This window comes from Methylobacterium sp. JK268, assembly GCF_054052225.1.
Window position 1 is genome coordinate 35,940 of sequence record NZ_JBSVZN010000032.1, and the last position, 16,301, is coordinate 52,240.

Below are 16,301 nucleotides of genomic sequence, written 5' to 3' on the forward strand. Positions count from 1 at the left end.
GAGGCTTGCGCCCGCTTCAGGCGGCAGGACGATCGGCGCGCGCGCGACGTCGGTTCTTCCTGTCAACTCCGCCGCCGGCATGCGGGGCCGCTTCGCGGCGACACCGTGCTGGTTCCTGGATCGTCGTCCGCTGACGCTGCCGTTTCATCCCCAAGGGACGGCGAAGCCGATGACGCCTTGATGCCAGCCGGAGCCGACCCATACCCGGATCGCCGTGTGTCGTCGCACAGCCGCGGCGCCGCGCCGAGGGCCTGCGGCATCCCTCCTCCGGCGTTTCGCTCAATCCGGCACGACGATCCGATCCAGCCCCTGGGGCGGGGGCGGGAAGCGCGGGTTCATCGCCGCCAGCGTGTCGGCGATCGTGCGCGCCACCGCGAGATTGCGGAACCACTTCTGGTTCGCCGGCACCACGTGCCAGGGGGCGAAATCGCTGGCGCAGCGCGTCAGCGCGTCCTGGAACGCCGCCTGGTAGGCGTCCCAGGCCTCGCGCTCCACGAGGTCCGCCGGGTCGAACTTCCACAGCTTCTCGGGATCCCTGAGGCGGCTCTCGAGCCGGCGCTTCTGCTCGTCCCGGGAGATGTGCAGGAAGATCTTCAGCACCGTGGTGCCGGACAGCGTCAGCAGCCGCTCGAAATCGACGATCAGGCCGTAGCGCTCGCGCCAGACCGGCTCGGGGACGAGCCCCTTCACGCGGGCGATCAGCACGTCCTCGTAGTGGCTGCGGTTGAACACGCCGATCATGCCGCGGCCCGGGACGCGCAGGTGGTAGCGCCACAGGAAATCGTGGTCGAGTTCCTCCCGGCTCGGCGTCTTGAAGGACCAGACCTGGCAGCCCTGCGGATTCACGCCTTCGAAGACGTGCCGGATCGTTCCGTCCTTGCCGCCGGTATCCGTCGCCTGGAGGATGACGAGGAGGCTGCGCCGGTGCTCGGCGTAGAGCCGCTCCTGGAACGACCGGATCCGGGCCCGCTCGACGGCGAGCGCCGTCACTGCCGCCTCCTTGTCGGAATCCCGCGGCGCCCGCGGGTCGACCGCCGCGAGGGCGAAGGGCATCCCCGGCCGCACCACGACCACGCCCGGCGCCGCCACGGGCGGCGTGCCCGCGTGCGGACCGAGCGCGCCGGGGCTCACCGTCTCGAAGGCGGCCGCCGCCGAGGCCCAGGCCGCCGAGGAGGGATAGGGGGCCGAGGACGGAGCGGGGCCGGGCGCATCGCCTTCGGCCTTGCGGTTGTGCTTGTTCTTCGCCATCGGGGACAGGAGCGGAAGGGGAGAGCGGGATGCGAGCGTCAACGGGACCGGCCGAGCGGCGTTCCGTCCCGGCCGGAGGTGCGCCGTGAGCCGGCCCGCCCTCTACTTCGTGCGCCACGGCGAGACCGATTGGAACGCCGAGGGGCGTCTCCAGGGCCAGCGCGACACGCCGCTCAATGCCCGGGGCCTCGCCCAAGCCGAGGCGGCGGGGGCGATCCTCGCCCGGCTGCTCCCCGACCCCGCGGCGCCCGCCTACCTGGCGAGCCCGATGACGCGCACGCGGCACACGATGGAGCGGCTGCGCGCCGTCCTCGGGCTGCCGCCGGAGGATTACGCGACCGACCCGCGGCTGAAGGAGATCGGCTTCGGGGCCTGGGAGGGCCGCACCTGGCGGGACCTGCGCGAGACGGACCCGCGGGCCTACGCGGCCCGCAACGCCGACCGCTGGGGCCATCGCCCGCCGGGCGAGGGCGCGGAGAGCTACGCGATGCTGGTCGGCCGGGTGCGCCCCGTCCTCGACGGTCTCGACGGCCCGACCGTGATGGTGGCCCATGGCGGCGTCGCCCGCGCGATCCTGGTCGCCACCGGCCACGCGACTGAGGCCGAGGCCCCCCGAAAGGACATCTGGCAGGGCCGGGTGCTGGTCATCGACGCGGGCGGGCACCGTTGGATCTGAGCGCGGCCGTTGCGGGGCGGGCGAAGACGGGCACAGGATCGGATCGGCGCCGCGAGCGTTGCCGCATCATGTCCGCGACACATCACGCAACCGACGGTCCGTCGCCCGCGCGGGTGGACGGCCCGGCGGCCGAGAGGGTAAGCCACGGCGGTCCGAGGGCGTTCGCCGCAAGGCCGTCCGGCCGGGTGGTTCCTCGACCCCGCGGCGGGGCCCCGGCCCCGTCGCCGCGGCTTCGTCCCCATGCCGGTCGAGGGCGGTCCCGCACGGACCCGGCCCCCGACCCGCGCGCAGGAGGTCGCCCCGCCGGGCGGCGCCCCGAAGAGACGGCCCGGATCGGCCCGGGTCCGTGGAGCAGAGCATGAGCCAGACCGCCGGGATCGACCGCCCGACCCTCGCCGCGCCCGAGACGCGGGCCGTGCTGCGCGGCGCCGCCCGTCCCGACCTCCTGCGCGACGAGGTGCTGGCCGAGGTCTTCCGCGACTCCGCGCGCCGCCGCCCCGACCATCCGGCGCTGATCGACGGGGCGGGCCGACCGGGCGCCCGCCTGACCTACGCGGAGGTCGACGCGCGCTCGGACGCGATCGCGAGCGGGCTCGCGTCGCGCGGCATCGGCCCGGGCGATGTGGTCGGCCTGTGGATGGCCCGCTCGCCCGACCTCCTGGTCGCCCAGATCGGCATCACCAAGGCGGGCGCCGCCTGGCTGCCCTTCGACGCCGAGGCCCCGGCCGACCGCGTCGCCGTGTGCCTCGGGGACGCGGGCGCCAAGGCGCTGATCGTCTCCGACGCCCTGAAGGGCCGCGCCCCCGGCGGGACCCCGGCCCTCACCCCCGCCGAGGCGGCCGCGGAGGCGCGGGGCCCCGCGCCCGACCTGCGCGCGGCCGGGATCACGCCGGAGCACCCGGCCTACCTGATCTACACCTCGGGCTCGACCGGCGTGCCCAAGGGCATCGTCATCAGCCACCGCAACATCTGCCACTTCCTGCGCGCCGCCAACGCCCTCTACGGCCTCGCGCCGGACGACGTGGTGTTCCAGGGCGCCTCGGTGGCCTTCGACCTCTCCATGGAGGAGATCTGGGTCCCCTACCTCGTCGGCGCGACCCTGTTCGTGGCGAGCCCCGCCATGATGGGGGACGCGGAGGCGCTGCCCGGGATCCTCACGGCGAACGGCATCACGGTGCTCGACACGGTGCCGACGCTGCTGGCCCTGATGACCCAGGACGTGCCGGGCCTGCGGCTGATCCTGCTCGGCGGCGAGGCGCTGCCCGAGCCCCTCGTCGCCCGCTGGGCCACCCCGACCCGGCGCCTGTTCAACACCTACGGCCCCACCGAGGCGACCGTGGTGGCGACCGCCGCCGAGATGCGTCCGGGCGAGCCGGTCACGATCGGCGGACCGATCCCGAACTACACCGCCTACATCGTCGACGAGCACCTCGCCCTGGTGGGCCCGGGCGTGCAGGGCGAACTGCTGATCGGCGGCCCGGGTGTCGCCACCGGCTACCTCGCCCGGCCGGACCTCACGGCCGAGAAGTTCATCGCCAATCCCTTCGGGGGCGACGGCTCCGACCCGGTGCTCTACCGCTCCGGCGATGCGGTCTCCCTCGACCCGCAGGGGCGGATCCTGTTCCACGGCCGCATCGACGACCAGGTGAAGATCCGCGGCTTCCGGGTCGAACTCGGGGAGATCGAGGCCCGGATCCGGGGGCAGGCCGGCATCGGCCAGGCCGCCGTGGTGCTGCGCCAGGACGACGGGGTCGACCGGCTCGTCGCCTTCCTGGTGCCCGAGCGCGGCGCGGTGATCGAGACGCCGCGCCTGCGCGCGGCGCTCGGCGAGACGATGCCGCCCTACATGGTGCCGGGACATTTCGAGGTCGTGACCTCCCTGCCGATCCTCGCGGCCTCCGGCAAGGTCGACCGCAAGGCGCTGCGCGCCGCGCCGCTGACCACGCCCGCGCCGACCGGCGAGCAGGAGGAGCCGGCGAACGAGACCGAGGCGGCCCTGCTCGCCGCGGCCAAGCGTGTCTTCGGCAACGTCGCGATCCCGTTCGGGGCGGATTTCTTCACCGATCTCGGCGGCCACTCGCTCCTCGCCGCGCGCTTCGTCGGGGCGGTGCGGGAGGTGCCGGTCCTCGCCGGCATCACCCTCCAGGACGTCTACGCCCACCGCACCCTGCGGGCGATGGCCGACAGCCTGATCGCCCGCACCGGGGGCGTCGGCACCGAGTCGGCGGTGCGCGACCTCTCCTTCGCGCCGCCGCCGCTCCTGCGCCGCTTCCTCTGCGGCCTCGCGCAGGCCGTGGTGCTGCCCTTCATCATCGCGCTCGCCACCGCGCAGTGGCTCGGCATCTTCGTCACCTACCTGCTGATCACCGGCGGCGAGCTCGGCTTCTTCGGCGAGATGGCGGTGCTGCTCCTCGTCTATGTCGGGCTCAACACGGTCACGGCGCTGATCGCGATCGCGGCGAAGTGGCTGATCCTCGGCCGCACCCGGCCGGGGCGCTACCCGCTCTGGGGGGCCTACTATTTCCGCTGGTGGCTGACCCAGCGCCTGACGCCCCTCGTCCACATCAAGTGGCTGCAGGCCTCGCCGCTGATCCGCATCTACCTGCGGGTGCTCGGGGCCAAGGTGGGCGAGGACGCGATCATCTCGGACATCGACATCGGGGCGGCGGACCTCCTCAGCATCGGCCGCGGCGCCTCGCTCGGCGGGCGCTGCGTGATCGCCAACGCGGAGATCGTCGGCGACGAACTGGTGATCGGGCGGGTCTCGATCGGCGACGGGGTCTCGGTCGGCACCTCCTGCGTCATCGGCGTGGGCGCGCAGCTGGGAGACCATTGCGAGGTCGGCGACCTCACCACCATCCCGGCCGGCACGGTGGTCGGCCGCGGCGAGATCTGGGACGGCACCCCCGGCCGCAAGGTCGGGGAGGTCGACCTCGCGGCCATCCCCGACCTGCCGCCGGTCTCGCCGGGGCGCCGCGCCGGCTTCCTGGTGATCTACGCGGCCCTGCTCGCCGCCGTGCCGGCGGTCGGCCTGCTGCCGATCTTCCCGGCCTTCTTCATCTTCGACCAGATCAGCGATTCCCTCGCGACGCTGACGGACGTCGACTACCACCTCTACCTGCCGCTCCTGACCTGGCCGACCGCCATGCTGATGACGGCCGTCACGGTCTTCCTGATCGCGGCGATCCGCTGGCTGGTGCTGCCGCGCCTGCGCGAGGGCAGCTACCCGGTCTACAGCGCCGTCTACCTGCGCAAATGGGCGGTGGCGCTCGGGGCCGAGGTGATGCTGGAGACGCTCTCCTCGCTCTTCGCCACGGTCTACATGCGGGCGTGGTACCGGCTGATGGGCGCCGGGATGGGCCAGGGCGCCGAGATCTCGACGAACCTCGCGGGCCGCTACGACCTCGCCACGGTCGGGCCGCGCAACTTCATCGCCGACGAGGTCGTGTACGGCGAGGAGGAGGTGCGCCACGGTATCATGCACCTTGCGCCCGTGAGCACGGGCGCGCGGGTCTTCGTGGGCAACGACGCGGTGGTGCCGCCGGGCGCGACGATCCCCGACGACGTGCTGATCGGCATCAAGTCGAAGCCGCCCGCCAACGACCGCATGGCGCCGGGCGAGACCTGGTTCGGCTCGCCCCCGATCAAGCTGCCGACCCGGCAGCGGGTCGATCTCGGCCAGCGCCAGACCTTCGAGCCGGGGCGGTGGCCGCGGATCGGGCGCGGCGTGTTCGAGGCCTTCACCTCGTCCTTCTCGCCGATGCTGTTCATCTCCTGCGCAATCATCGCCATCGACTACGTGTTCTACCCGGCGATCCTGGCGGAGGACTGGCTGGGGCTCGCCGTGAGCTTCGTGGTCACGAGCGTGGTGATCGCGGTGGTGCAGACGCTGGTGGTGATCGCCGTGAAGTGGGCGCTGATGGGCGTCTACCGGCCCGGCATGCACCCGATGTGGTCGTGGTGGGCGATGCGCACGGAGGCGGTGGCGGTGATGTATTGGGGGCTCGCGGGCCGCGTGCTGCTGGAGCACCTGATGGGCACGCCCTTCCTGCCCTGGGTGCTGCGGCTCTTCGGCACCCGCACCGGCCAGGGCGTCTGCCTGCTCTCGACGGACATCACCGAGTTCGACTGCGTGACGATCGGCGACTTCTCGTCGATCAACCGGCTCTCGGCGCTCCAGACCCACCTCTACGAGGACCGGGTGATGAAGGTCGGGCGGGTGACGCTCGGGCGGGGCGTGACGGTCGGAGCCTTCGCGACGGTGCTCTACGACAGCGAGGTCGGGGATTTCGCGCGGCTGCGCCCGCTCACCGTGATCATGAAGGGCGAGTCGATCCCCTCGGACACGGAGTGGGAGGGCTCGCCCGCGGTGCCGGTGGTGCACGCGCCGGGCGAGGCGGCGAAGGAGGAACGGGCGGCCGCGTGAGGCGGAACCCTCCCCCCTGTGCGGGGGAGGGTGCCCGGCGGAGCCGGGCGGGAGAGGGGACCCCCGGTGCCGCATGAGGCTGAACCGTGGTGACGGGAGCCACATCCTGAAGCGTGGTTCCCCTCTCCCGCAGAGGGGGGAGGGTGAGGGCGGCGCCCTTCCGCTACTCGGCCGCCTCAAGCGTCTCGATCGTCCCGACCGGCAGCCCGATGTCGCGCAGGAGCTGCGCGTCCGCGTCGGCTTCGGCATTGGCGGTGGTCAGGAGCCGCTCGCCGTAGAAGATCGAGTTCGCCCCCGCCAGGAAGCACAGCACCTGCGCCTCGCGGCTGAGCGCCCGGCGCCCGGCGCTCAGGCGCACCCGCGAGCGCGGCATCACGATGCGGGCGGTGGCGCACATCCGCACCATGTCGAAGGGGTCGACCGGTTGCGCCCGGTCGCCGAGCGGCGTCCCGGACACGGGGGCGAGCGCGTTGATCGGCACGCTCTCGGGATGCGGCGCGTGGTTGGCGAGCACCTGGAGCATCGCCACCCGGTCCTCGACGCCCTCGCCGAGCCCGATGATTCCGCCGCAGCAGACGCCGATGCCGGCGTCGCGCACGCGCTGCAGGGTCTCGAGCCGGTCGTCATAGGTGCGGGTCGAGACGATCTTCTCGTAGTAGTCCGGCCCCGTATCGAGGTTGTGGTTGTAGGCGGTCAGGCCGGCCTCGGCGAGGCGCTCCGCCTGGGACTGCGTCAGCATGCCGAGCGTGACGCAGGCCTCCATCCCGAGCCCGCGCACACCCCGGACCATGGCGAGTACCGCGTCAAAATCCGGCCCGTCCTTCGGGCTGCGCCACGCCGCGCCCATGCAGAAGCGGGTGGCCCCGGCCGCCTTGGCGGCGGCGGCCTCGGCCAGCACGGTCTCCACCGGCATCAGGCGCTGGCGCGGCAGTCCCGTCTCCTTGTGGTGGGCCGATTGCGAGCAGTAGCCGCAATCCTCCGGGCAGCCGCCGGTCTTGATCGAGAGCAGGCTCGCCCGCTGGATGTCGGCCGGGTCGTGGTGGGCGCGGTGGACGAGGGAGGCCCGGTGCACGAGGTCGAGGAGCGGCAGGTCGTGGATCGCCCGCACCTCGGCGACGGTCCAGTCGTGCCGGATCGCGGGATCGGGGCGCTCGGTCGTGGTGGTCATCGGGTTGGTCCCTGCGGTCTTTGCCCCGGCATAGACCGATCCGCCGCGCTTGTCCCGCCCCCCGTCCGGCGGGGCGGTTGCCAGGGGCGGGGGGCCGGCCCATCGTCGGGCGATGTCGCTCCCGGTGCCCCTCTCCGCCGTCCGCTCCTTCGAGGCCGCCGCCCGGCGCCGCTCGTTCAAGGCCGCGGCGGCGGAGCTGAACCTGACCGCGAGCGCGGTGAGCCACGCCATCCGCAAGATGGAGGAGGCGCTCGGCGTCGCGCTGTTCGAGCGGGCGGGGCAGGGGGTGTCGCTCACACCCGCCGGCGAGGCCCTGCTCGACCATGTCGGGCGCGCCTTCGAGGAGCTGCACCGGGGCCTCGACCTCGTGGCGGCCCGCGGACCCCAGCTCCTGCGCCTGCACTGCGCCCCGAGCTTCGCCGCGCAGTGGCTGACCCCGCGTCTCGCCCGCTTCCTGGCCGCCCATCCGGGCTTCGAGGTGCGGCTCGCCGCCGGCATGGACTACGCCCGCTTCACCACGGACGAGTTCGACGCCGACATCGTCTACGGGCCGCCGCGCGGCGAGGGGCTGGTGGTGGTGCCCCTCTGCACCGAGACCGTGACGCCGCTCTGCGACCCCGCCCGGGCCGCCCGCATCCGCGCCCCCGCCGACCTCCTCGGCGAGGTGCTGATCCAGAGCGACAACAAGCTCGTGCGCTGGCCGCTCTGGTTCGCCCGCAACGATTTGCCGGCGCCCCGGCCGCTCGGCGTGCGCTTCGACCGCAGCTTCCTCGCCATCGCGGCGGCCGCGGACGGGCTCGGCGTCGCGCTCGAATCCACCCTGCTGGCCGAGCGCGAGATCGCCAGCGGGCGCCTGGTCGCCCCGCTGCGCGGGCTCGCGCGCGACGTCGCATACGTAGGCCACCACCTCGTCTTCCCGGCCTCGACCCAGCGTCGCGCGCCGCTGCGCACCTTCGCGCGCTGGCTCGCGACGGAACTCGGCATCGAGCCGGGGCTGGGGGAGCTGGGCTGACATCTCCTGGTAGGTAATCCGCGCGGAGAACTCGCCCGTGGGTGGAATATTCGTCAAGTCCAATAATCGGACGTGCACGCTCAAATTCGCCCACCTCGTCATTCATTCGAATGATGTGGCAGATTGACGTTTCTACAGTCCAGCCAAGCAAGCGCTGCCAAAGATTAACGCCTCGCATTCCCGCTTTTCTTGTCTGTTGTTCGGTGTCATGGTGCGCCCGATCCCCGGAGGCCGCGGCCGCGACGCGACGTCGGGACCGGGGATGGCGGCCATCGCCTGCCTTCGGGCGGGCGGCCCCTGGGCCGCGCTCGGCCGCGGAGTCTCCGCGATCAGGATGTCTCCTCAAGGGAGAGGCGCCATGCAGTCGCCGGTCCTCCACCGTCATCGGGACGGTTCGTGCCACGTCTCCCATTGCCACCCGGAGCAGCAGCCCGGGGCGGTCCGCTTCGCCTGGCAAGTCCCGGCCGCGCCCCGCGCCCGCGGGCGGCTCCCGCGCCGCGGCACCGTCCTGGGCGCGTTCGGCTCGGCCCTCGCGCTCGCGACCGGGGCGTTCTGGGCCACGATGCTGGTCGACCCGCCGACCTCGGAGGCGACCTCCGGAACCCAGGTCCCTGCCGCCTGCCAGCAGATGGAGCAGCGCGTCCGGCCCTGGTTCGAGCGGGAGGCCGCGCACCGCGCCCGCCTCGGCGCCGCGGCCGGTCAGGGCGAGTTCAACCTCCTGCTCCTGTCCTACCAGTCGGCCCGGGCGCAGTGCCGGGCCGGAGCGGTCGGAGACGCCGAGCGCAGGTTCGCCCCGCTGGAGCGGCTCGTCCTCGCACGGGCCGCTCAGGGCCTGCCGCGCGAGGACGATTGAGGCGCGGGGCCGGCGATGCGGGCCCCCGCGACCTCCTCGACGGTTCCGACCGCCAGGCCGGCGGCGCGGGCCTCGGCCGCGGCCGCCGCGACGAGCCCCGGGACCGCGAGCCGGCATTCGGCCGGCCCCTGGCCCGCCGTGAGGTGGAGGAGCGTCATCGGCGCGCCTCCTTGGCGAGGCGCGCCGACCGGCGCTCGCGCAGGCGGGACTCCCTGTCGCGCCGCCGGTCCTCGTCCCGCGCGCGCGAGCACTTGAAGGTCACGAGCGGGTGCATCGTCGCGACCACCCGGCAGAGGCCGGCCGCGACCAGGTCGCCGACGACCGAGGCCGCGTCCTTGTAGGCCCCGGGCGCCTCCTCCCAGAGCAGGCGCTCGTCGCTGCAGACCACGACGCCCCCGAAGGGGTTCCGCTCCAGGTCGGCCCGGCGCTGGCGGCCTTCGAGCTTGCCCTTGGCCTCGTGCCGGGAGAGCTTGCGCCCGGCCCCGTGCGCGAGCGACCAGAGGGCGTCGCCCCGGTCCGGCACCGGCTCCACGAGGACGCTGATGTCCCCCCGGGAACCCGGGATGACCACGGGCCCCCGGTCGGCGGGCGCCGCGCCCTTGCGGTGCAGGTGGCAGAGGCAGCCGCCGACCGAGACCGGCGTCACGGCGTTGTGGCAGACGTCGAGGAGGAGCGTCGCCGAGACCCCGAGCGCCGCGCAGGCCCGGTGCGCGACGAGGTCGCGGTTGGCGCGGGCCCACGCGACCGCCCCGTCATGGGCCGCGAGATAGGCCGCTCCCTCAGGCGCCGCGGGGTCGACGCCTTCGGCCCGGAAGCGGGCGGCATGCTCCCTCAGGATCGCTTCGCCGAGACCGCGGCTGCCGGTATGGACCAGCAGCAGCGCCCGCTCCGGGTCGAGACCGAGGGCGCGGACGGCGGCCGGATCGGCCACCTCCCGCACGCCCTGCACCTCGCAGAAGTGGTTGCTGTGCCCGATCGTGCCCAGCGCCGCCTCGTGGCCAGTGGGGGACAGGCCGCGCGCGGCGCGAGCCAGGCCGCCGCGTCGCCCTCCCAGGGCGTGTCGAGACCGTCGAGGAGCGCCGCCGCCCGCTCCGGCCGCAGCCGCCGGAGCGGCAGGTCGAGCTGCCACAGCGCCATGCCGCAGCCGATATCCGACCCGACCAGCGCCGGCCGCACGAACCCGCGGGAGAGGAAGGCCGCCCCAACGGGGCTGCCCTTGCCGGGATGGAGGTCCGGCATGCCGACCGCCTCGACCATGCCGGGAAGCTGCGCCGTCCCGTCGAGCTGGCGCAGCGCGTCGCCCTCGATCCAGGTCGACGCGGAAGCGACCACGCGGACCTTCGGTCCGCGCGCCGCGATGGGAAGATGGCCCATAGGGGAAAGGTCCTGGGTCCCGCCCTCGGGCGGGTCACGCATGGGAACGGCGCCGGACGCGGGTCCGTCGGCCCATGACGCTGAGGCGCCGCCTCGCGGCGCGCTAGCGTCCCTGCCCCGTCTGCGCGGGGCGCGCGGGTGCAAACCTCACGAGCGCCTCCCTGGACAGCGACGGGCCGGACCGGCCCCGCTTCCGTTACGTAGCGCGGCGGCGGGACGGCCGCAAGCCGGACCGCCTCAGGGCAGGATCGCCAGCCGCAGGACGAGGGCCACGAGTTCCGCCTGGCGGCCGGTTCCGGTCTTGCCGAAGACCGCGGCGAGCTGGGTGCGGACCGTGTGCACGCTGAGGCCGTGCTGCTCGGCGACCTCGGCCAGGGTGGCGCCGCGGGCGAGGTGGACCGCGAGGCGGGCCTCGGCGGGCGTCAGGCCGAAGGCCCGCTCCATGGCGTCGGTGCTCGGGAGCGCGGTGTGGTCGAGGTCGAGGAGCAGCAGCAGCGTCGGCGGATCCTCCGCCCCCATTGGCGGCGCGGGCAGCGCCAGGACGACGAGCGGGCGCCGCCCGGGGCGTTCCACCAGGGTCCAGTCCTCGCTGTCGCGCGGCAGGCGCGTTCGTCCCCGAGCCAGCAACGCCTTGACGGCGGTGTCGCCGCCGCGATCGAGTCCCTGGCCGGAGGGACGCGCGCCGCGCGCCTCTTCGTCCAGGATCCGCTCGGCCACGGTGTTGCAGGCGAGGATGGTCCCGCAGGGCGACACGACGATGCCGCCGCAACAGATCCGGTCGAGAGACTTCAAGAACAACGACGCGACGACCACGCGAGCGCCCCCACGTCTCAGCGGCCTTCACAGCTAGTTGTTCAGCTTCGAAAGTCCACGCCAGTCTTGTGCGTTTTGGCACCGCTTGCGGCGCCGCCTCTCTCCTGTCCTCAAGTACGAATGCTGATGGCTTTCGTGGAAAACCAAGACCTGATCCAGTCCTCACCGACGTCCAGGCTGCCGAACAGCCGGGCGTCCCGCTTGGCAGGTCCGAGCCCGATTGGGAGATACGATCGCATCCAGGCGGGAACCAGGAGGGCGACCCGCGTGCGATCGCCCCTGACCGGGCGCGGCTCGTCCGGGGCGCGCGGGTCATCGTGGCGGGACGGCGCATTGATTCGTCCCCGGCGTCACCGGCCCTGGCGGATGACACCGTGAGGCGCCCGCGCGATGACGGGCTCCCGCTTTTCCGGACGACTGGAGCGTCAGCGGAAGGAGATCCGGAAAAGGGGAGCTTGATGGGACCCCGCGCGCCGTCCTGGCTGTCCGAGGCGCCGCTCTCCATCCAGGGCGGTGTCTCTCCGTCTAGAGCAACCGGTACTGCCGTGAGTCCGGCGCCGGCACCGCGAAGAGGTCGGTGCGCAGGGAGCGGCGCTCCTCCGCGAAGCCGAGCCGCCGGGCCGCCCGCCGCACCCGCTCGGCGAGGAGCCCGGCATAGGGGCCGGTCCCGGTGAAGCGCCGGCCGAACGTGGCGTCGTAGACCTGCCCGCCCCGGGCCTCCGACAGGAGGGCGAAGCTGCGCGCCGCGCGGTCGGGATAATGCTCGGCGAACCAGTCCCTCACCAGGTCGGCGAGTTCGTGAGGCAGGCGCAGCAGCACGCTGCCGCACTCGCTCGCCCCGGCCTCCCGGGCGCGGGCGAGCAGCGCCTCGATCTCGTGGTCGTTGAGGGCCGGGATCAGCGGCGCCATCAGCACCATCACGGGGATTCCGGCGGCGGCCAGCGCCCGGATCGCCGCCAGGCGCTTCTCGGGGCGCGGGGCGCGGGGCTCCATCCGCCGGGCGAGGACCGGGTCCAGCGTCGTCAGCGAGACCGCCACCCGCACGAGGCCCCGCTCGGCCATCGGGGCGAGGAGGTCGATGTCGCGCAGCACGAGGTCGGACTTTGGTCACGATCCCGACCGGGTGGTTGAAGCGCGCGAGCACCTCCAGCACCGCCCGAGTGACCCGGTGGTGGCGCTCGATCGGCTGGTACGGATCGGTCGCGGTGCCGAGCGCGATCACCCGCGGCCGGTAGCCCTTCGCCGAGAGTTCCCGCGCCAGGAGATCCGCCGCGTTCGGCTTGACGAAGAGCTTCGTCTCGAAGTCGAGGCCCGGCGAGAGCCCCGCGTAGGCGTGGTTCGGACGCGCGAAGCAGTAGACGCAGCCGTGCTCGCAGCCCCGGTACGGGTTGATCGAGCGGTCGAAGCCGATGTCGGGCGAGTCGTTGCGCGTGATGATCGTGCGCGCCCGCTCCGCGACCACCTCGGTGCGCAGGGCCGGGAGGTCGTCCTCGCGCTCCCAGCCATCCGCGAATGCCTCGCGGCGGGCCGGCTCGAAGCGGCCGGTCGGATTCGCGGTGGCCCCGCGGCCGCGCCGACGCTCCGCCGGCGGCGTGGACTCCGCGAGCCGCGGACCCGCCCCATCATCCCCGCCCGTCCTGACCACGCCCCGCTCCCCGGCCGATCCCACGGCGGAATACTAGAACATAAAGAGAACATCGGCAATTGCCGCGCATCGAGGCAGGACGGCGTTGCGCGACTTTGTTAAGGGCGCCCGATGTTCACGGCTGTCGTCCATGTCGCCCGCGCGGGAGGGCCCGAAGCGATCGAGGCGCTGGCCGATTCCCTCTCGGCCCTCGTGGAGGGCGTGGCGGCGGGGGTGATCGGGGACGCGGTGATCGTGGCGCGCGACCCGGACGACCGCGACCTCGCCCTGGTGGCGGACCGCACCGGCGCGGCCCTGGTGGCGCGCGGGGCCGATCCCTGGCTCGCGGCCGCCGCGGTGGCGCGCCGCACCTGGCTGCTCTGCCTGGAGGCGGGCGATCTGCCGGCGGAGGGCTGGATCCGCACCCTCGACCGCTTCGCCGGGACGGCGCCTCCGACGCTCGCCGTGGGGCGGCTGCGGCGCGGCCACGCTCCCCGCCTCTCCCGACTCGCCGCCCGCTGGGAGGCGTGGCTCGGCACCCGCCGCGTGCGGGCCGGCGACGTCGTGCGGCGCGAGGCCCTGGCCGCCGGGCTGCCCTTCGGCGCCCGGCAGCGGGTGCGGCGGCTCAACGGCGCGCTGCTGCGCGAGTAGTCACCCGGCTCCGCGGCGCAGGTGCTCGTCCAGGCGCGGCATGATCTCGACGAAGTTGCAGGGCCGGTGCCGGTAGTCGAGCTGAGCGGCCAGGATCCCGTCCCAGGCGTCGCGGCAGGCCCCGGGGGAGCCCGGCAGCACGAAGACGTAGGTCGCCCCGGCGACGCCGGCGGTCGCCCGCGACTGCAGGGTCGAGGTGCCGATCTTGTCGTAGGAGAGGCGGTGGAAGATCGCCGAGAAGCCGTCCATGCGCTTCTCGAACAGCGGCTCCAGGGCCTCGGGCGTGACGTCCCGTCCGGTGAAGCCGGTGCCGCCCGTGGTGATGACGGCATCGACGGCCGGATCGGCGATCCAGGCGCGCACCTGTCCGCGGATCGCCTCGACCTCGTCGCGGACGATGGCGCGGGCGGCGAGCGCGTGGCCGGCCTCGGTGAGGCGGCCGGCCAGGGCGTCGCCGGAGCGGTCCTCCGCGAGGCTGCGGGTGTCCGAGACGGTCAGCACCGCGATCCGCAGGGGGATGAAGGGACGGCTGGTGTCGAGGGGCATGAGGTGAACTCCGCCGCGTGAACCCTCCCCCGCAGACGGGGGAGGGCTCCTCCCTAGAGCTGCGCCGCCCGGAAGGTGTCGCAGGATTGCGTCTGGCCGCTGCGGAAGCCGGTCTGGAACCAGCGCATGCGCTGGGCCGAGGAGCCGTGCGTGAAGGAATCCGGCACCACGTAGCCCTGGCTCTGCTTCTGCAGGCGGTCGTCGCCGATGGCGTTCGCGGCCGCCAACGCCTCCTCGACGTCGCCCTGCTGGATGGAGTTGAAGCGCTCGTCGGAGTTCTTGGCCCAGACGCCCGCGAGGCAATCCGCCATCAGCTCGATGCGCACCGAGAGCTGGTTCGAGCTGCGCTCGTCGACCTGCTGCTGCTTCTGCTGCACCTTGCCGAGGATGCCGAGGATGTCCTGAACGTGGTGGCCGACCTCGTGGGCGATCACGTAGGCGTAGGCGAAGTCGCCCTTGACGTGGAAGCGCTGCTCCATCTCCTGGAAGAAGGAGGTGTCGAGATAGACCTTCTTGTCGAGCGGGCAGTAGAACGGCCCCATCGCGGCCCGGGCCATGCCGCAGCCGCTGCGCGTGCCGCCCTGGTAGAGCACCATCGTGGTCGGCGTGTACTGGTGGCCGGTCTGGTTCGGCAGCACCTGGCTCCAGACGTCCTCGGTGTTGCCGAGGATGGCGGCGGCGAAGCGGCCGCTCTGGTCGGTGGGGGCGCCGGTGCGGCGCTGCCCCTCCGGAGCCTGGCGCTGCTCCTGCGGCGCCCGCGTGCGGTTCAGGGTCTCGGCCCCGCCGATCAGGATCGACGGGTTGATGCCCGTGACCCAGCCGATGATGCACAGGATCACGATGGTGCCGATGCCGAGGCCGCCGGCCCCGCCGCCCGGGAAGCCGAAGCCGCCGCCTCCGCCCTCGCCGCGGCGATCCTCGATGTTCTCGGAGGTCCGAAAGTCTTCCCAGCGCATGGTCCGTCACCCGTTGGCTCCGGCCGGACGGCTACGCGGGCCGGCCTCCGGGCTCAAGAGTAATCGACGCCGCCCGGCACGGTTCCGCTTCAGCCGGCCGCGTCGAGGGCGCTCCGCAGCGCCCGGAAGTCGCGCCACGCGAGCCGCTTCTGCAGCGGTTGGCGCAGCAGGTAGGCGGGGTGGAGCGTGGCCAGGAGCCGGATCTCGCGCGTTCCCGTCTGGTACGGGTACCAGCGCCCGCGCGACTTCAGGATCCCGTCCGTCGTGCCGGCCAGCGTCTGCGTCGCGACTCCGCCGAGGCAGACCACGAAGTCCGGATCGGCGAGCGCCACCTGCCGCTCGATGAAGGGCTTGCAGGTGGCGATCTCCTGGGGCGTCGGGTTGCGGTTCCCCGGCGGACGCCAGGGCACCACGTTGCCCACGTAGGCGCTGGTGCGGTCGAGGCCGATCGCCGCCATCATCCGATCGAGGAGCTGGCCCGAGCGGCCCATGAAGGGCTTGCCCACCCGGTCCTCGTCGGCGCCGGGCGCCTCGCCCACGAACATGACCCGGGCCGAGGGCTCGCCATCCGCGAAGACGAGGTTCTTGGCGGTGAAGCGCAGCGGGCAGCTCTCGAAGCGGGCGAGGAGCGATTCCAGCTCCTCCAGCGAGGCGGCCGTGCGGGCGAGCTCGCGGGCGTCGCCCGCCGCCTCGCCGGGCTCGGCGGCGGCCGAGCGGCCGAAGGTGCTGGCGCGGGCGCTCGGACGAGGCGCCGCGGCGGGCCGGGCCGAGGTCAGCGGCGGCGGGGGCGCCTCGGGCTCCGGCGCGGGCCGGGCGGGCGCGCGGACCGCGCTCTCGGCGAAACGGTCGTGCGGCGCCTCGTCCAGCGCCGCGTCGACGCCGGCCGCGACGTGGAAATCGAGATAGGCGAGGAGGTCGCGGTCGTCCGTCATCCTCCCGATGTGGCAAGACTCT

The 16,301-nt window shown here is 73.6% G+C and carries 13 protein-coding genes and 2 pseudogenes; 5 read left to right on the forward strand and 10 right to left on the reverse strand.

Features of this window, described 5'->3' with window-relative positions; translation table 11 throughout:
* Positions 1 to 279: 279 nt before the first annotated feature.
* Positions 280 to 1,248, reverse strand: coding sequence for a polyphosphate kinase 2 family protein (locus ACW9J6_RS26910; RefSeq protein WP_457119416.1), 969 nt, complete (start codon positions 1,246 to 1,248; stop codon positions 280 to 282).
* 85 nt (positions 1,249 to 1,333) lie between these two features.
* On the opposite strand from ACW9J6_RS26910, the gene ACW9J6_RS26915 reads away from it, so the two are divergent.
* Entirely contained in the window at positions 1,334 to 1,924 is a 591-nt protein-coding gene (locus ACW9J6_RS26915) for a histidine phosphatase family protein (RefSeq protein ID WP_457119417.1), read from the forward strand.
* 358 nt (positions 1,925 to 2,282) lie between these two features.
* Positions 2,283 to 6,350, forward strand: coding sequence for a Pls/PosA family non-ribosomal peptide synthetase (locus tag ACW9J6_RS26920; protein WP_457119418.1), 4,068 nt, complete (start codon positions 2,283 to 2,285; stop codon positions 6,348 to 6,350).
* 163 nt (positions 6,351 to 6,513) lie between these two features.
* On the opposite strand, the gene bioB is transcribed toward ACW9J6_RS26920, so the two are convergent.
* Positions 6,514 to 7,518 carry a biotin synthase BioB gene (gene bioB / locus ACW9J6_RS26925; protein ID WP_457119419.1) on the reverse strand — a complete coding sequence of 335 codons (1,005 nt, stop codon included), beginning with the start codon at positions 7,516 to 7,518 and terminating at the stop codon, positions 6,514 to 6,516.
* 112 nt (positions 7,519 to 7,630) lie between these two features.
* On the opposite strand from bioB, the gene ACW9J6_RS26930 reads away from it, so the two are divergent.
* Both ACW9J6_RS26930 and ACW9J6_RS26935 read left to right on the forward strand, forming a co-directional pair.
* On the forward strand, positions 7,631 to 8,530 hold the full coding sequence (locus ACW9J6_RS26930; RefSeq protein ID WP_457119420.1) for a LysR substrate-binding domain-containing protein: 900 nt from the start codon (positions 7,631 to 7,633) through the stop codon (positions 8,528 to 8,530).
* A gap of 358 nt (positions 8,531 to 8,888) precedes the next feature.
* A complete protein-coding gene (locus tag ACW9J6_RS26935; protein WP_457119421.1) occupies positions 8,889 to 9,383 on the forward strand; it encodes a hypothetical protein in 495 nt (164 codons plus the stop codon).
* Here the strand turns inward: ACW9J6_RS26935 and ACW9J6_RS26940 are convergent.
* From ACW9J6_RS26940 to ACW9J6_RS26960, 5 genes and pseudogenes are all read right to left on the reverse strand, one after another.
* A complete protein-coding gene (locus ACW9J6_RS26940; RefSeq protein ID WP_457119422.1) occupies positions 9,356 to 9,541 on the reverse strand; it encodes a hypothetical protein in 186 nt (61 codons plus the stop codon). The two genes, ACW9J6_RS26935 and ACW9J6_RS26940, sit on opposite strands and share 28 nt — an antisense overlap.
* Positions 9,538 to 10,512, reverse strand: coding sequence for an RNA ligase RtcB family protein (locus ACW9J6_RS26945; RefSeq protein WP_457119423.1), 975 nt, complete (start codon positions 10,510 to 10,512; stop codon positions 9,538 to 9,540). The genes ACW9J6_RS26940 and ACW9J6_RS26945 overlap by 4 nt, the downstream gene beginning before the upstream one ends.
* Positions 10,506 to 10,799: pseudogene (locus ACW9J6_RS26950) on the reverse strand (RtcB family protein); the annotation flags it as partial. The pseudogene ACW9J6_RS26950 and the gene ACW9J6_RS26945, both read right to left, overlap by 7 nt.
* Before the next feature lie 195 nt (positions 10,800 to 10,994).
* Positions 10,995 to 11,549, reverse strand: a complete 555-nt coding sequence (locus ACW9J6_RS26955; RefSeq protein ID WP_457119424.1) for a helix-turn-helix transcriptional regulator — start codon at positions 11,547 to 11,549, stop codon at positions 10,995 to 10,997.
* 546 nt (positions 11,550 to 12,095) lie between these two features.
* Positions 12,096 to 13,215, reverse strand: a pseudogene (locus ACW9J6_RS26960) (PA0069 family radical SAM protein).
* 111 nt (positions 13,216 to 13,326) lie between these two features.
* Between ACW9J6_RS26960 and ACW9J6_RS26965 the strand changes: the two are divergent.
* On the forward strand, positions 13,327 to 13,845 hold the full coding sequence (locus ACW9J6_RS26965) for a hypothetical protein (protein ID WP_457119425.1): 519 nt from the start codon (positions 13,327 to 13,329) through the stop codon (positions 13,843 to 13,845).
* On the opposite strand, the gene moaB is transcribed toward ACW9J6_RS26965, so the two are convergent.
* The 3 genes from moaB to ACW9J6_RS26980 form a co-directional block, all read right to left on the reverse strand.
* Positions 13,846 to 14,391 carry a molybdenum cofactor biosynthesis protein B gene (gene moaB / locus ACW9J6_RS26970; RefSeq protein ID WP_457119426.1) on the reverse strand — a complete coding sequence of 182 codons (546 nt, stop codon included), beginning with the start codon at positions 14,389 to 14,391 and terminating at the stop codon, positions 13,846 to 13,848.
* A 53-nt stretch (positions 14,392 to 14,444) separates the two neighbouring features.
* Entirely contained in the window at positions 14,445 to 15,347 is a 903-nt protein-coding gene (ypfJ, locus tag ACW9J6_RS26975; RefSeq protein ID WP_457119427.1) for a KPN_02809 family neutral zinc metallopeptidase, read from the reverse strand.
* Positions 15,348 to 15,436: 89 nt separating this feature from the next.
* Complete coding sequence (locus ACW9J6_RS26980; RefSeq protein WP_457119428.1) at positions 15,437 to 16,279, reverse strand: uracil-DNA glycosylase; 843 nt, start codon at positions 16,277 to 16,279, stop codon at positions 15,437 to 15,439.
* Positions 16,280 to 16,301 lie beyond the last annotated feature (22 nt).

Excerpts from the sequence above, each read along its gene's own strand:
- ACW9J6_RS26910 (WP_457119416.1), bottom strand. The coding sequence starts at position 1,248 with ATGGCGAAGAACAAGCACAACCGCAAGGCCGAAGGCGATGCGCCCGGC.
- ACW9J6_RS26935 (WP_457119421.1), top strand. The coding sequence starts at position 8,889 with ATGCAGTCGCCGGTCCTCCACCGTCATCGGGACGGTTCGTGCCACGTC.
- ACW9J6_RS26940 (WP_457119422.1), bottom strand. The coding sequence starts at position 9,541 with ATGACGCTCCTCCACCTCACGGCGGGCCAGGGGCCGGCCGAATGCCGG.
- ACW9J6_RS26930 (WP_457119420.1), top strand. The coding sequence starts at position 7,631 with ATGTCGCTCCCGGTGCCCCTCTCCGCCGTCCGCTCCTTCGAGGCCGCC.
- bioB (WP_457119419.1), bottom strand. The coding sequence starts at position 7,518 with ATGACCACCACGACCGAGCGCCCCGATCCCGCGATCCGGCACGACTGG.
- ACW9J6_RS26920 (WP_457119418.1), top strand. The coding sequence starts at position 2,283 with ATGAGCCAGACCGCCGGGATCGACCGCCCGACCCTCGCCGCGCCCGAG.
- ACW9J6_RS26965 (WP_457119425.1), top strand. The coding sequence starts at position 13,327 with ATGTTCACGGCTGTCGTCCATGTCGCCCGCGCGGGAGGGCCCGAAGCG.
- ACW9J6_RS26980 (WP_457119428.1), bottom strand. The coding sequence starts at position 16,279 with ATGACGGACGACCGCGACCTCCTCGCCTATCTCGATTTCCACGTCGCG.
- ypfJ (WP_457119427.1), bottom strand. The coding sequence starts at position 15,347 with ATGCGCTGGGAAGACTTTCGGACCTCCGAGAACATCGAGGATCGCCGC.
- moaB (WP_457119426.1), bottom strand. The coding sequence starts at position 14,391 with ATGCCCCTCGACACCAGCCGTCCCTTCATCCCCCTGCGGATCGCGGTG.